General features: G+C 67.1%; 13 protein-coding genes. 12 read left to right on the top strand and 1 reads right to left on the bottom strand.

Annotation, left to right across the window (positions count from 1 at the left end):
* Window positions 1-80 precede the first annotated feature (80 nt).
* From G6N66_RS27105 to nrfD, 12 genes are all read left to right on the top strand, one after another.
* Entirely contained in the window at window positions 81-950 is an 870-nt protein-coding gene (locus G6N66_RS27105) for an ABC transporter permease (protein WP_085233935.1), read from the top strand.
* Complete coding sequence (locus G6N66_RS27110) at window positions 947-1,774, top strand: ABC transporter ATP-binding protein (protein ID WP_085233936.1); 828 nt, start codon at window positions 947-949, stop codon at window positions 1,772-1,774. The genes G6N66_RS27105 and G6N66_RS27110 overlap by 4 nt, the downstream gene beginning before the upstream one ends.
* Window positions 1,771-2,589 carry an ABC transporter permease gene (locus G6N66_RS27115; protein WP_085233937.1) on the top strand — a complete coding sequence of 273 codons (819 nt, stop codon included), beginning with the start codon at window positions 1,771-1,773 and terminating at the stop codon, window positions 2,587-2,589. Before G6N66_RS27110 ends, G6N66_RS27115 begins: the two co-directional genes overlap by 4 nt.
* Complete coding sequence (locus G6N66_RS27120; protein ID WP_085234083.1) at window positions 2,586-3,374, top strand: ABC transporter ATP-binding protein; 789 nt, start codon at window positions 2,586-2,588, stop codon at window positions 3,372-3,374. Before G6N66_RS27115 ends, G6N66_RS27120 begins: the two co-directional genes overlap by 4 nt.
* Before the next feature lie 23 nt (window positions 3,375-3,397).
* A complete protein-coding gene (locus tag G6N66_RS27125; protein WP_085234084.1) occupies window positions 3,398-4,513 on the top strand; it encodes an ABC transporter substrate-binding protein in 1,116 nt (371 codons plus the stop codon).
* Window positions 4,514-4,539: 26 nt separating this feature from the next.
* On the top strand, window positions 4,540-5,307 hold the full coding sequence (locus G6N66_RS27130; protein WP_179968374.1) for an ABC transporter ATP-binding protein: 768 nt from the start codon (window positions 4,540-4,542) through the stop codon (window positions 5,305-5,307).
* Window positions 5,301-6,263 (top strand): aliphatic sulfonate ABC transporter substrate-binding protein, encoded by a 963-nt coding sequence (locus tag G6N66_RS27135; RefSeq protein WP_372515950.1) that lies wholly within the window; start codon window positions 5,301-5,303, stop codon window positions 6,261-6,263. The genes G6N66_RS27130 and G6N66_RS27135 overlap by 7 nt, the downstream gene beginning before the upstream one ends.
* The gene (locus tag G6N66_RS27140; protein WP_232079428.1) at window positions 6,260-7,012 is read left to right on the top strand and encodes an ABC transporter permease; all 753 of its coding nucleotides are present in this window, start codon (window positions 6,260-6,262) and stop codon (window positions 7,010-7,012) included. Before G6N66_RS27135 ends, G6N66_RS27140 begins: the two co-directional genes overlap by 4 nt.
* A 207-nt stretch (window positions 7,013-7,219) precedes the next feature.
* Entirely contained in the window at window positions 7,220-8,107 is an 888-nt protein-coding gene (locus G6N66_RS27145; protein ID WP_085233939.1) for a fructose bisphosphate aldolase, read from the top strand.
* A gap of 43 nt (window positions 8,108-8,150) precedes the next feature.
* A complete protein-coding gene (gene fdh / locus G6N66_RS27155) occupies window positions 8,151-11,438 on the top strand; it encodes a formate dehydrogenase (protein WP_232079429.1) in 3,288 nt (1,095 codons plus the stop codon).
* Window positions 11,438-12,400, top strand: coding sequence for a 4Fe-4S dicluster domain-containing protein (locus G6N66_RS27160; RefSeq protein WP_085233942.1), 963 nt, complete (start codon window positions 11,438-11,440; stop codon window positions 12,398-12,400). Before fdh ends, G6N66_RS27160 begins: the two co-directional genes overlap by 1 nt.
* Window positions 12,397-13,458 (top strand): NrfD/PsrC family molybdoenzyme membrane anchor subunit, encoded by a 1,062-nt coding sequence (gene nrfD / locus G6N66_RS27165; RefSeq protein ID WP_085233943.1) that lies wholly within the window; start codon window positions 12,397-12,399, stop codon window positions 13,456-13,458. Before G6N66_RS27160 ends, nrfD begins: the two co-directional genes overlap by 4 nt.
* 7 nt (window positions 13,459-13,465) lie before the next feature.
* Here nrfD and selD read toward each other — a convergent pair whose 3' ends face one another.
* Window positions 13,466-14,446, bottom strand: a complete 981-nt coding sequence (gene selD / locus G6N66_RS27170) for a selenide, water dikinase SelD (RefSeq protein WP_085233944.1) — start codon at window positions 14,444-14,446, stop codon at window positions 13,466-13,468.
* Window positions 14,447-14,522: the final 76 nt, after the last annotated feature.

Consider the following 14,522-nt stretch of genomic DNA (forward strand, 5'->3'; position numbering starts at 1 on the left):
CACTGAGTTTCGCCAGAAAGCCCCGCGACCGGAGCCTCCGCCCCGGACAGCACGGGGCTTCGCTATGCCTAGGAACCTCCGTGAGCGCCATCTCGTCCGAGACGATCCCCCTGGCCGCGCCGGCCCGCGCGGCAACCAGGCCGAAACCGGCGCGGCGTCGAAGCGTGTCGCCCTCGCTTCCGCTGGCGGTGCTCGGCCTGGGGTTGTTTGTCGCCGGCTGGTATCTGACCGTCGATGTGCTGGCGCTGCCGCGATTTCGTGGCATCCCCGGTGCGACCGAGGTCATTCGGGAATGGATCAGCCCCAACCCGGCCTACGGCACGTCCATCTTCACGTTGGACTATTACGCGCACATCTGGGCCAGCGTCCGCCGGGTCGCCATCGCCTTCACCGCGGCCCTGGTCACCGGCAGTCCGCTGGGCCTGCTGCTGGGGTGGTCAACGCGATTTCGGCAGTACGCGTTTCCGGTCTTCGAGTTGATCCGCCCCATCCCGATCCTGGCGTGGGTTCCATTGGCAATGCTGATGTTTCACACCAGGGAGGGCTCGGTCATCTTCCTGACCTACCTCGCGGCGTTCTATGCGGTCACGTTGAACACGCTGCTCGGCGTGCATTCCATCGATCAAAACCTCATCCGGGCGGCGCGATGCCTGGGCGCCGGCCCGACCACAGTGCTGCGCACCGTGGTGATTCCGGGTTCGCTGCCCTACATCTTCACCGGGCTGCAGATCGGGATGGGAGTCGCGTGGTTCTCGCTCGTCGCGGGTGAGATGATCGCGGGCCAGTTCGGGCTCGGCTATTTGATCAACGCCTCGTACACGACGACCCGCTACCCGACGATCGTGATCGCGATGATCACGCTCGGCTTGGTCGGCTACGCCAGCAGTGCCCTGATCCGCTTTGTCGGCAACCGGTTGATGGCGTACCGCGCCCGGAGCATCGGCGCATGACCGGTGGCAACCTGGTCCTCGACGCCGTCGGCAAGGAATACCGCACGGCCGGCGCGCCGGTAGTGGCCGTGCAGGACTTCAGCCTCGACATCGGCGCGGGCGAGGTGCACGTCATCGTCGGGCCGTCCGGATGCGGCAAGAGCACCCTGCTCGGCGCGGTCGCCGGCTTCACCGACATCACCTCGGGCCGAATCGATCTGGACGGGCATCCGCTGTGCGGCCCGGGCCGCCCAACCGCCGGCATCGGGCCCGACCGGGTCGTCGTCTTTCAGGACAGCACGCTGTTTCCGTGGCTCACCGTCGCCGACAACGTCGGCTACGGTTTGGTCGCGCAGCGACGGCTCAACCGGCGCGACGCCGCGGGCATCGCGCGTGCGCGCCTACAGGAGGTCGGGCTCGGCGACATAGCGCACAGCTATCCGGGCGAGTTGTCCAGCGGCGTGCAGCGCCGCGTCGAGATCCTGCGGGCACTGGTCATGGAACCGGCGGTGCTCCTGCTCGACGAGCCGTTCCGCGGAATGGACGCGATCTCGCGCTCCGCGATGCACGACGCGCTGCTGGCGATCTACGACAAGTTCGCCGTCACAGTGCTTTTCATCACTCATGACATCGAGGAAGCCGTGTATCTGGGCAGTCGCGTCACGGTGATGACGACCCGCCCCGGCCGCGTCAAGACGACGATCGACATCGACCTGGATCGGCCCAGGGACCGTGGGATCATCACCGCACCGCGTTTCCGCGACCTCGTCGGCGACGTGTCGGACGCGGTCCGCGACGAAGCCCGGCGCGCGTTCGACGTGGGCGAGCGGGAGATGGTGCGATGACGGCACTTTCGGTGCGGAACGTCGAGACCATCGCCTTCCGGCGCGGCGCGATCGGTGTCGTCGTCTTCGCCGCGGTGTGGGAGCTGGCGACCCGCCTCAGCGGGTGGCTCGACATTCGCGTCCCGCTGGTGGCTCAACTGCCGCCGCCGTCCGCCATCGCGGTCGACTTCCTGAAACTTGCTGGCAGCCCCGGGTATTGGAACAGCTGGTCGCTGTCGTTTCAGCGGGTGTTGGCGGGCTTTGCGCTGGCGTTGATCATCGGCGGGACGGCGGGACTGCTGATGGCAACCCGTCCGTGGTTCAAGCGCATGGCGTTTCCGGTGTTCGAGTGCTTGCGTCCGATCCCGCCCCTGGCCTGGGTGCCGATTGCGATCATCTTCTGGCCCACCCAGGAACTGTCCATCACGTTCGTCACGTTTCTCGGGGCGCTGTTTCCCGTCGTGCTGAACACCGTCGGCGGCGCCGAGGAGATCGACCGCCGCCACATCCTTGCGGCGCAGTCGATGGGCGCGAGCCGGTCATTTATCTTCCGGCGCGTCGTGTTTCCCGCGCTGCTGCCGTCGCTGGTGACGGGGGCCGCGGTCGGCATGGGAATCACCTGGGAGGTTGTGGTGGCCGCGGAACTGATCTCCGGCGGCGGCCGGCAGTCCGGCGACGGCGGCCTGGGCTTCCTCGTGTGGAATGCCTACGAGGGCAACAACTTACCCCGGGTAGTCGTGGCGATGATCAGCCTCGGCATCGCGGGCTACCTGTCCAGCGGCCTGGTGCGGACGCTGGGAAACCGACTGATGCCGTGGCGACGGGTGACGTCATGACGGCCAACCGGGGCGGAGCGGTGCTGTTCGATTACGTCTCGTTGCACTTCCGCAGGGGCCGTCAGGACGTGAATGTGGTTGAGGACTGCTCATTTCGGCTCGCGCCCGGTGAGATCGTGGCGATGATCGGTCCCTCGGGCGGCGGCAAGACCACCATCGGCTACCTGCTGGCGGGATATCACCGACCGGCCAGTGGTTTGATCACCGTCGACGGCCGTCAGGTGACCGGCCCGTCGGCCGAACGATTGTTGTTGTTCCAAGAGAACGCGTTGATGCCGTGGCTGAGCACCGCCGAGAACGTCATGTTTGGGCTGCGGGCGCGCGGCGAACGCGCCCCGGAGGCCCGCCGGCGCGCGGACGCCATCCTGGCCCGCGTGGGGCTTGCCGAGTTCAGTGACCGTTATCCCAGTGAACTATCCGGCGGCATGCGCCGGCGCGCGGAATTGGCCCGCGCCCTGATCAACGAGCCCGCCGTCCTGGTGCTCGACGAACCGTTTCGCGGTTTGGACGCGATGACCCGTGAATTGATGCAGGAGTACACCGCGGAACTGCTTGCGGAGCAACAACGTACGGTGCTGTTCATCACCACCGATGTCGACGAGGCGCTGCTGCTCGCCGACCGCCTGCTGATCATGACCGAGCGGCCGGCCCGGGTGCGCGAAGAGTTCTTCATCGACCGGGCCCGTCCTCGTCAGCGCGCGGATCTGTTGCACGACGACGGGCTGCAACAAATCAAACACCGCGCGCTGGATTTGCTGCAATCCGCTCTGCCCCAACATATTTGACAACAGATACCAGGAAGATGCTGATGCGACTCAAACGTGCGCTGCTCGTTGCCCTAACGACGGTACTGACCGCTGCCGGCTGCGCGGCGGTCGGCAATATCGGCGGAAAAGACATCGTCTCGAACGGCGGCGCCGTACACCTCACGGTCGGCTACCAGCCGTACTACACCGAGGCGTGGTCCGGACTTGTCATGCGGGGCAAGGAATTCTGGAAGAAGTACCTGCCGAGTGGCTCGACGGTCGACTTTCAAGTCGGCCTGCAGGGATCGATCATCGTGAGCCAGATGCTGGCCGGAAAGCAGCAGATCGGCTACGCGGGGGACATGCCGTCGATCGTTGGTGTCAGCAAGCGAAGCACACGAGATCTGCGAATCGTCGCCACACTCGGACTCTCCCAAGACCAATGCGGCGTATTTCTCGTACGGCCCGACGCGCCGAACTTCGCCAGTCAGCGCGACGCGCTCGCGTGGTTTGACGGCAAAACCGTCGCTACCCCTCAGGGCAGTTGCACCGACCGCATCGCGCAAGGCACGTTCCAGAGCCTGAACGTCAAGCCGGCGGCCTACCTCAACCAAAGCATCGAGGTGATCAACTCGAGCTTTCAGAACCACACCATTGACGGCGCCATCGTGTGGGAGCCCGTGCCGTCCAAACTCATCAATGCCGGACTGGCCAAGCGCGTTGCCAGCGACATCCTGACCGACCAGCGCGACGGCGGGTTCCTGGTGATGGACAAACAGTTCGTCGACCAGCATCCGGACATTGCCAAAAGCTGGCTGAAGGCCGAACTTGACGCGCAGCGCTACCTCGCCGACCCGGCGAACGCCGACGAGATCGTGCGGATGGCGCAGAGTCAGACCGAGGGCTATTCAGCCCAGGACCTCCGCGACTCGCTGTACCGCAAGTGGCCCGTCGACCAGGGCGGCAGCGCCGACGGCATCCGGTTGCAACTGCCCTTCGTGCCCACCGGGCAAAGCGCCGATCTGATCAAGACGGCCACCGACTTCCTGTTCCGCATCAAGGCAATACCCGCCGCCACGTTGCCCGACGGCGCGGTCCAGCCGGATATCGCGAGTGAGGTGCTGCGCGACGCGGGAGTCAACACGGCCACCGGTGCGGGATTCGTTCGGGCGCAATGACATCCAGTAGCCTGGCACCGGCCCGCGTGTCGCTTCGCCGCGTCGGACGGACGTTCGGAACGCGTGCCGTGCTGCGCGACGTCGACATCGAGATCGACCCGGGTCAGGTGATCGCACTGCTCGGCTCCTCCGGCAGCGGCAAGTCGACTTTGTTGCGGCTCATCGCCGGCCTCGACCGTCCCACCGATGGACGGATCGCGATCGACGATGATGCCGTGCGGGGAATCGACCCGCGCTGCGCCATGGTCTTCCAGGAACCTCGGCTGCTGCCGTGGCGAACGCTGTCAGCCAACGTCGAATACGGACTTCCGCCGGGCGACGGTCGACCGAAAGGCGCCGCGACGGTGCGGCATTGGCTGGATGTCGTCGGGCTGTCGGAATTCGCCGGCCACTACCCGCGGCAGGTGTCCGGTGGCATGGCGCAACGCGCGGGACTCGCACGTGCGCTCGCCCGGCGACCGAGGGTCCTGCTGCTCGACGAGCCGCTGGCGGCCCTCGACGCGCTGACCCGACTGCGGATGCAAGACCTGCTCGACACGGTGCAGCAAGAGGCCGGAACGACAACGGTTTTGGTGACACACGACGTGGACGAGGCGGTGATCCTCGCCGACCGAGTCCTGGTCCTGCGCGCCGACAGCACGGGTGTCGCCGGCATCGCCGCGGCCTTTGACGTCGCGATCCCCAAACCACGCGACCGCGGGGACCCACGCGTCACCGCACTGCGTGACCGATTGTTGGACGAACTCGGCGTACCGCGCCGGGCCGGTGTGACCGAGGAGCCCAAGCCGTGCTGAAAGGCCGCTATCTGGCAGCGATTTCGATTGCAGCGAGCATCGTATCCGCCTGTGGTTCGCACAGCGGCACGACCGCAACCAAGGACCTCCACCTCGATTACGCCTACTACAACCCGCTGAGCCTGGTGGTGCGCGACCAGCACCTGTTGGAGAACAGGGGCTACAACGTCACCTGGGTACTCTCGGCGGGCAGCAACAAGGCCAACGAGGGCCTGCGCTCCAAGGCGTTGGACTTCGGCTCCACCGCCGGTTCGGCCGCGTTGGTGGCGCGGGCTAACGGCAGCCCGATCAAGATCGTCGATGTGTACAGCAAGCCGGAGTGGACGGCGCTGGTGGTCGGCAAGAACTCGACCGCCAACACGGTGGCCGACCTCAAGGGCAAGAAGATCGCGGTCACCAAGGGCACCGATCCGTATTTCTTCCTCTTGCAATCGCTTGCCACAGTTGGCCTTTCACCCGCCGACGTCGAGATCGTCAATCTGCAGCACGCCGACGGCAAGACGGCGCTGGAGCGCGGCGACGTCGACGCCTGGTCCGGGCTGGACCCCTTCATGGCGCAGACGGTGCAGCAGCAAGGGTCGCGGTTGCTGTACCGAAACCCCGATTTCAATTCCTTTGGCGTCCTGAACGCCCGCGAGGATTTCGTCTCGGCGAATCCGGCCGCCGTTCAGGCGGTGGTCAACAGCTATGAGGAGGCCCGGGCATGGGCGAAGGCACACCCGGACGAGCTGGCGGCATTGCTGGCCTCGCAGGCGAAGGTGTCGCCGAGCGTGGCCCAAGAGGAACTGCAGCGCACGGCGTTGAACATCGACCCCGCCCCGGGCGATCCGCAGCGCGTGGTGCTGACCAACATCCTCCCGATCGCGGTGGCCGACGCCGATATCAAATCGGACGAGGCCGGCCGGAGCGCGTTGAGCACTCTCATCGAACCGAAGTACGCCCAGCAAACCCATTGAGGTTCCGCGTCGCGCCGTTGGCGGGGCTGATCGTCCCTGTTGTGCTGCTGGCGATCTGGCAGGTCGTCACCGCAAGGGGGTTGTTCTCGGCCAGCCAACTGCCGCCACCCGGCGACGTGATGGCCGCGCTGGGTGAGTTGCTTTCGCGCGGCGACCTGTGGACCCATCTGCGGGCCAGCCTCACGCGCGTGCTGCTCGGCTACCTGGCCGGCGCGGCCGTCGCGCTGGGATTGGGTTCGCTGGTCGGCCTTTCGCTGACCGCGCGCCGCCTGCTCGCGCCGACGGTGGCCACGCTCCGCACCGTGCCCTCGCTGGCCTGGGTTCCGTTGCTGCTGTTGTGGTTTGGGATCGACGAGACGCCGAAGGTGTTGCTGGTTGCCATCGGCGCGTTCTTCCCCGTCTATACGACGACGGCCTCGGCGCTTGCGCATGTCGACGCGCAACTGTTGGAGGTGGGCCGTGCCTATGGCCGGCGGGGTGCCTCGTTGTTGACGACGGTAATGCTGCCCGCCGCGGCACCGGAGTTGGTCAACGGGCTCAGATTGGGTCTGGCCAACGCGTGGCTCTTTCTGGTTGCCGCGGAGTTGATCGCCTCATCGAAGGGGCTCGGGTTTCTGCTCATCGACAGTCAGAACACCGGCCGCACCGATGTGATGCTGGTGGCGATCGTCTTGCTGGCCGGACTCGGTAAGCTCAGCGACTCGGCGCTCGGTGCGCTCGAACGCCGGATGGTCGGCCGGCGCGGCTAGCTTGGCGAACCCTGTTCTAGGGGCCGGAGGATTCGGTGTCGAGAAGCCGTGGCCTTGACCACGCGCATCGCGGTCCTGCCGCGCGGCATCCAGCGGCTAATTTGGCGGGTTTCAACCATTCGGTAGGTGGTAGCCGGATAGGGTCGCGATGCGCGATGCTAGACCTTGCGCTAGAACCTCGAGGTCGCCAACGACGGAAGGACCACAGTGAACGACGAGCAACGCGGCGTGATGGCGTCGGGTCGCGGCTTCATCGCCGCGCTGGACCAAAGCGGCGGCAGCACTCCAAAAGCACTGAAGCTGTATGGGATTGAGGAAGGCGAATACAGCGGCGACGAGCAGATGTTCGACCTCATCCACCAGATGCGGGCACGGCTGATCTCGAGCCCGGGGTTCACCGGCGACAAGGTCATCGCGACCATCTTGTTTGAGCAGACCATGGACCGCACCATCGACGGCGAGGAGTCTGCCGCCTTCCTGTGGAAGCAGAAGCACATCGTGCCGTTCGTGAAGGTCGACCAGGGGCTCAGTAACCTCGAGAACGGCGTGCAGCTGATGAAACCCATGACGAAGCTGGACTCCCTGCTGGAGCGGGCCGTTGACAAGGGCATTTTCGGCACCAAGATGCGCTCGTTCATCGCCGAACCCAACGAGCAGGGCATCGAGGCGATCGTCGACCAGCAATTCGAGTACGCCGACACCATCGCGGCGGCCGGGCTAATGCCGATCATCGAGCCCGAGGTCAGCATCAAAAGCCCCGACAAGCCGAAAGCGGACAGCCTGCTGGTGGCCGCGCTGCGCACCAAGCTCGACGAGCTGCCCGGTGACCGGCAGGTCATGCTCAAGCTGACGTTGCCCGACGAAGACAATCTGTACGCGCCGCTGATCGATCATCCCCGGGTGCTGCGGGTGGTCGCCCTGTCCGGCGGCTACAGCCTGGCGGAAAGCTGCGAGATCCTGGCCCGCAATCCCGGGCTCATCGCGAGCTTCTCCCGGGCGCTGACCGAGGGGTTGACCGCCCAGCAAACCGACGCGCAATTCGACGAGAAGCTCGCGTCTAACATCGAGGAGATCTACGCCGCGTCGCTGACGTGATCGTCCGTCGCGTGCGGGCTCCAAGCGCACTAACCTTTCGGGCATGGCCCCGAACAATTTCCTGCCCAAGCTCTTCCTCGAATGGCCCGTGGTGCGTCAGCTGCGCTCCGGGGACCTGTTCGGCCGCGGGCCGGCGGTGACCTCCAAGCAGACCCGCGCCATTAGCCCGCGCACCGCGACGGCCGATCGCGTCGTGCAAAGCATCTGCCCGTACTGCGCGGTCGGCTGCGGGCAGCGGGTGTACGTCAAAGACGAGCGGGTCGTGCAGATCGAGGGTGACCCGGACTCCCCGATCTCCCGGGGCCGGCTGTGCCCCAAGGGATCGGCCAGCGAGCAGCTGGTCAATTCGCCGGGCCGACAGATCAAGATGCTCTACCGTGCCCCCCGCGCGACCGAATGGCAGTCGCTGGACCTCGACACCGCGATCGACATGGTGGCCGACCGCTTCGTGGAGGCCCGCCGCCACGCCTGGCAGGACATCGACGAGAAGGGCCACCCGCTGCGGCGCACCATGAAGATCGCCGCGCTGGGCGGCGCGACGCTGGACAACGAAGAGAACTACCTCATCAAGAAACTCTTCACCGCCGCGGGCGCCATCCAGATCGAGAACCAAGCTCGCATTTGACACTCCGCCACGGTTCCCGGTCTGGGGACCTCCTTCGGGCGCGGCGGCGCCACCCAATCACTGCAAGACATGGCCAACGCGGACTGCATCGTGATCCAGGGCTCCAACATGGCCGAATGCCATCCGGTCGGCTTCCAATGGGTCGAGGAAGCAAAAGCGCGCGGCGCCAAGGTGATTCACGTCGACCCGCGCTTCACCCGCACATCGGCGGTGTGTGACAAGCACATCCCGATCCGGGCCGGCTCCGACGTGGTGCTGCTGGGTGCGCTGATCAATTACGTGATCACCCGCGACCTGTGGTTCCGCGACTACGTGATCGCCTACACCAACGCGGCCACGCTGATCAACGAAAACTATAAGGACGCCGAGGATTTGGGCGGTCTGTTCTCCGGCTTCGATCCCGAGACCGGGCACTACGACCCGTCGACGTGGGCCTACGCCGGAATGGAACAAGACGAAGCCGATCAGGAACACGGTGCCAGCGCCTCGGCCCGCGCCGCCGGCGATGTGCACGGCAGCGGCGGACCGCCGTTGCCCCATGCCCGCGTGCTGCGCGACGAGACCCTGCAGCATCCGCGGACGGTGTTTCAGATCGTCAAGCGACACTATGCGCGCTATACCCCCGAAATGGTGCGCGACGTGTGCGGCATCAGCATCGAGGACTTCGACTATCTCGCCCGCGCCGTCACCGAGAACTCCGGCCGCGAACGCACCACTTGCTTCGCCTACGCGGTGGGCTGGACCCAGCACACGCTCGGGGCCCAATTCATCCGCACCGCAACGATTTTGCAGCTGCTACTCGGCAACGTCGGACGCCCCGGCGGCGGCATCATGGCGCTGCGCGGCCACGCCACCATTCAGGGCTCCACCGATATCCCGACGCTGTTCAACCTGCTGCCCGGCTACCTGTCGATGCCCAAGGCCGGCGTGCACGACACCTTCCGCGACTACCTTCAGGAGGTCGGCCCGAAGAACCAGAAAGGGTTCTGGGCCAACGCCGACGCCTATATCGTCAGCCTGCTCAAGGCGTGGTGGGGCGACGCCGCCCGCGCAGACAACGACTGGGCGTTCGACTACCTGCCGCGGATGTCCGGCCCGCATGGCACCTATCAGACGGTGATGGCGATGCTCGACGACGAGGTCGACGGCTATTTCCTGCTGGGTCAGAACCCCGCCGTCGGATCGGCGCACGGGCGCTTGCAGCGCATGGGCATGTCGCGCCTGAAGTGGCTGGTGGTCCGCGACCTCAACCTCATCGAGTCGGCCACCTTCTGGAAGGACGGCCCCGAGATCGCCTCTGGCGAGCTGAAGACCGAGGAGATCGAGACCGAGGTGTTCTTCTTCCCGGCGGCCAGCCACGTCGAAAAGGCCGGATCGTTCACCCAGACCCAACGCCTGGTGCAGTGGCGGCACAAGGCCGTCGACCCGCCCGGCGACTGCCAAAGCGAACTGCAGTTCTTCTTCGAACTGGGCAAGCGAATCCGGCAGCGGCTGGCCGGGTCCACCGATGAACGCGACCGACCGCTGCTCGATTTGACGTGGGACTATCCGGTGGACGAACACGGCGAACCCGATTCCGCCGCGGTGCTGGCCGAGATCAGCGGGTGCTATCTGAGCGGACCGAAAGCCGGCCGGCCGGTGCCGGGATACACCGAACTCGCCGCCGACGGGTCGACGGCCTGCGGCTGCTGGATCTATTCGGGCGTCTATGCCGACGGGGTCAACCAGGCCGCCCGCCGGGTCCCGCTCGGCGGCCCGAGCCCGAGCCAGTCGGAGTGGGGCTGGGCCTGGCCCGCCGACCGGCGCATCCTGTACAACCGGGCCTCGGCCGACCCCGACGGCAAGCCGTGGAGCGAGCGCAAGCGCTACATCTGGTGGGACGAATCGACGGGTCGATGGGTTGGTCATGACGTGCCCGACTTCCCCGTCGACCGGGACCCGCACGTCCGTCCCGATCCCGACGTCGGCGGCCCGGACGCCCTGGCGGGCGACGACCCGTTCATCATGCAGGCCGACGGCAAGGGCTGGCTGTTCGCGCCGAAGGGTCTGGTCGACGGCCCGCTGCCGACCCACTACGAACCGCAGGAGTCGCCCATCGCCAACGCGCTCTATCCGCAGCAGCAGAACCCGTCGCGAATCATGTTCCCGCGCAAGGACAATCTGTGGGCGCCCAGCGCCGGAGACCCCGGCGCGGAGGTGTATCCGTACGTGTTCACCACCTACCGGCTCACCGAACACCACACCGCGGGCGGGATGAGCCGCTGGCTGCCCTACCTGTCCGAACTGCAGCCCGAGATGTTCTGCGAGGTGTCCCCGGAGCTGGCCGCCGAACGCGGCCTGCAGCCGTACGGCTGGGCCACCATCATCTCGCCACGCTCGGCGATCGAGGCCAAAGTACTTGTCACCGAACGGATGACACCGCTGGTGATCGGCGGGCGCACCGTGCACCAGGTCGGCCTGCCGTATCACTGGGGAGTGGGCAGCGACGCGGTGGTGAGCGGGGACGCCGCCAACGATCTGCTCGGGGTGACCCTCGACCCTAACGTGCAGATCCAGGAGTCCAAGGCCGGATCCTGCGACATTCGCCCGGGCCGCCGGCCGCAGGGCGAGGCGCTGCTGCGGCTGATCGAGGAATACCAGTCCCGCGCGGGGGTAACCGTGGAGACGGATAATATCCGCCTCACCGATCCAGGACGGGAGGGCTGATGGGTCAACTGTCTGGGCCGACCGACCCCACCGACGACGCGCACTGGTCAGATCCCAAGCCGCGCAAGGGTTTCTTCACTGACACGTCGATCTGCATCGGCTGCAAGGCGTGCGAGGTGGCCTGCAAGGAATGGAACCGCAACCCGCTCGACGGGCAGCTGGAACTGCTGGGCTCGTCCTACGACAACACCGGGCACCTGGGCGCCAGCACGTGGCGGCACGTCGCGTTCATCGAGCAGGGCCGCGAACGCATCGAGCAGGCCCGCGAATCCGGGCGCCAGCTGGTGAGTCTCGGCATGCCGTCCGTGCCGCCCGCCGTCGACGTCACGCCGCCGGACACGCCCGAATTCCGTTGGCTGATGGCCTCCGACGTGTGCAAGCACTGCACCCACGCCGGTTGCCTGGACGTGTGCCCGACGGGAGCGCTGTTCCGCACCGAGTTCGGCACCGTCGTCGTGCAGCACGACGTCTGCAACGGCTGCGGCACGTGCGTGGCCGGGTGCCCGTTCGGCGTCGTCGAACGGCGCAGCGACGGCACCTACACCACCCCGGCAAAGCGATCCGAGCAGCCGGAAGAAAAATTCGTCACCGGCGTCGCGCAAAAGTGCACCCTGTGCTACGACCGGCTGATCGAGGACGAGGTACCGGCCTGCGCCCAGACCTGCCCGACGACGTCGATCAAGTTCGGCAACCATGACGACCTGGTCGCCCAGGCCCGCGAACGGGTCGCCGAACTGCACGCGCGCGGGCTCACTGAGGCTCGCCTCTACGGCGCCAACGAGCACGACGGCGTCGGAGGGATCGGCTCGGTCTTTCTGCTGCTCGACGAGCCGGAGGTGTATGGTCTGCCGCCCGACCCGCGGGTGTGCACGGCCGATCTGATGACCATGTTCAAGCGGGCCAGCGTGGCCGCGGCGGGAATGGTCGCCGCGGCGGGACTGGCGTTCTGGAGGAATAGGTGAGCACGTCGGAGTACGACAGCCTGCGCCCGCCCGAACCCGCCGGGAAGCGGCGCCGTCGAGGCAAAGGCCGACGTGACGAGTCGCTGATGGTGCCCGAGGCCGAGTTCACCAGTTACTACGGGCGCCCGGTGGTCAAGCCGGCGCCGTGGGGGCACGAGGTGGGCGCGTATCTGTTCCTCGGCGGCGTCGCCGGGGGCTCCGGTCTGCTGGCGGCGGGTGCCCAGCTTACCGGGCGAAACACGTTGCGCCGCAACACAAGGCTGTCCGCCCTGGCCGCGGTGGGACTCGGCGCGGTCGCGCTGGTGAAGGACCTGGGCCGGCCCGAGCGCTTCGTCAACATGTTGCGCACCGTCAAGTTGACCTCGCCGATGAGCATCGGCTCGTGGATCCTCAGCTTCTTCAGCGCCGGCATCGGGATTGCCGCCGCGTCCGAGGTTGACCGGATGACCGGGGAGCGAATCCCGTTGGGCCCGTTGCGACCCGTGCTGCGCGCGCTGGAGGGACCGGCCGGATTGGAAGCGGCGGCCTTCGCGGCGCCGCTCGCCGTTTACACCGCCGTGCTGCTCACCGACACGGCGACCCCGACGTGGAACGCCGCCTATAAAGACCTGCCGTTCGTCTTCGTCAGCTCGGCGAGCCTGGCCGCATCGGGCTTGGCGATGATCACCACCCCCGTCGCCGAGGCCGGGCCCGCCCGCACGCTGGCGGTGATCGGCGCGGCCGGTGATCTGATCTCCGCCAGGTTCACCGAGTACCGGATGGACCCGGTGACCAGGGAACCGCTGCACGAGGGCACCCCCGGCAGGTTGCTGAAATGGAGCGAATTGCTCGCCGCCGCAGGCGGTTTGGGCGCGCTGCTCGGCGGCCATCGCCGCGACATCGCCGCCCTGTCCGGTCTGACGTTGCTGACGGCATCGGCGCTGCTGAGGTTCGGATTCTTCGAAGCGGGCAAGGAATCCGCGCGGGATCCGCGCTACACCATCGAACCGCAGAAGCGCAGGCTGGCGGCGCGCCGCGCGGTCGGCATCACGGGCGATTCGATCACGACTTCTGGTTGAAGCAGGGCTAGCGGACCTCAATCCCGTTGCCCGCCACGGTATGTCCGATTACCGGATGCCCGGGGAGCTCGCCCACCACGAGCAGACCGCCGGAGGTTTGCGCGTCGGCCAGCAGGAGCAGGTCGTCATCGGTAACGTCGGCGCCGCATCGCAGTTGCGGTTGCACCCAGTCGAGGTTGCGCTTCGACCCGCCCGAGACGAACCCGTCGCGCAGCGCCTCGCGTGCGCTCGCGATCACCGGCACGGCCGCGCGCTCGATGACGGCGCCGACCTTCGAGGCCCGGCACATCTTGTACAGGTGCCCCAGCAGCCCGAAGCCGGTCACGTCGGTGGCCGCGCGCACCCCGCAGGCCACGGCGGCCTCGGCGGCGTCGCGGTTGAGTTGGGTCATCGTGGCGATCGCTTCGGCGAACACCTCGCCGGTCTGTTTGTGCCGATTGTTCAGCAGCCCGACTCCGAGCGGTTTGGTCAAGGTGAGCGGCAGGCCCGGGGCGGCGGCGTCGTTGCGCAGCAGCCGGGCCGGCTCGGCCACCCCGGTCACCGCCATCCCGTATTTGGGTTCCGGGTCGTCGATGGAGTGGCCGCCGATGACCGGGCAGCCGGCCTCCGACGCCACCGCCAATCCGCCGCGCAGCACCTCGGTCATCAGCTCCAGCGGCAGCACCTCGCGCGGCCAGCCGACCAGGTTGATCGCGACGATCGGGCGCCCGCCCATGGCGTAGACGTCCGAGAGCGCGTTGGCCGCGGCGATGCGCCCCCAGTCGTAGGCGTCGTCGACGACCGGGGTGAAGAAGTCCGCCGTGGACAGCACCGCGAGATCGCCGACCCGCACGGCGGCGGCGTCGTCGCCGTCGTCGAGCCCGACCAGCACGTCCCCGCCCGACTGCCCGGTCAGGCCCCGGACCGCGTCCTCGAGCTCACCGGGTGGGATCTTGCAGGCACAGCCGCCGCCGTGCGCGTATCCGGTGAGGCGCATCGTCTGGGTCATGCCGCCAGCGTATGTGTCACTGACATCACATGCGCCATCGCTTTCCAGAACGGGGTAATGGTTGGCCGAAGGTGCT

This window comes from Mycobacterium conspicuum, from assembly GCF_010730195.1.
Taxonomy (GTDB): domain Bacteria; phylum Actinomycetota; class Actinomycetes; order Mycobacteriales; family Mycobacteriaceae; genus Mycobacterium; species Mycobacterium conspicuum.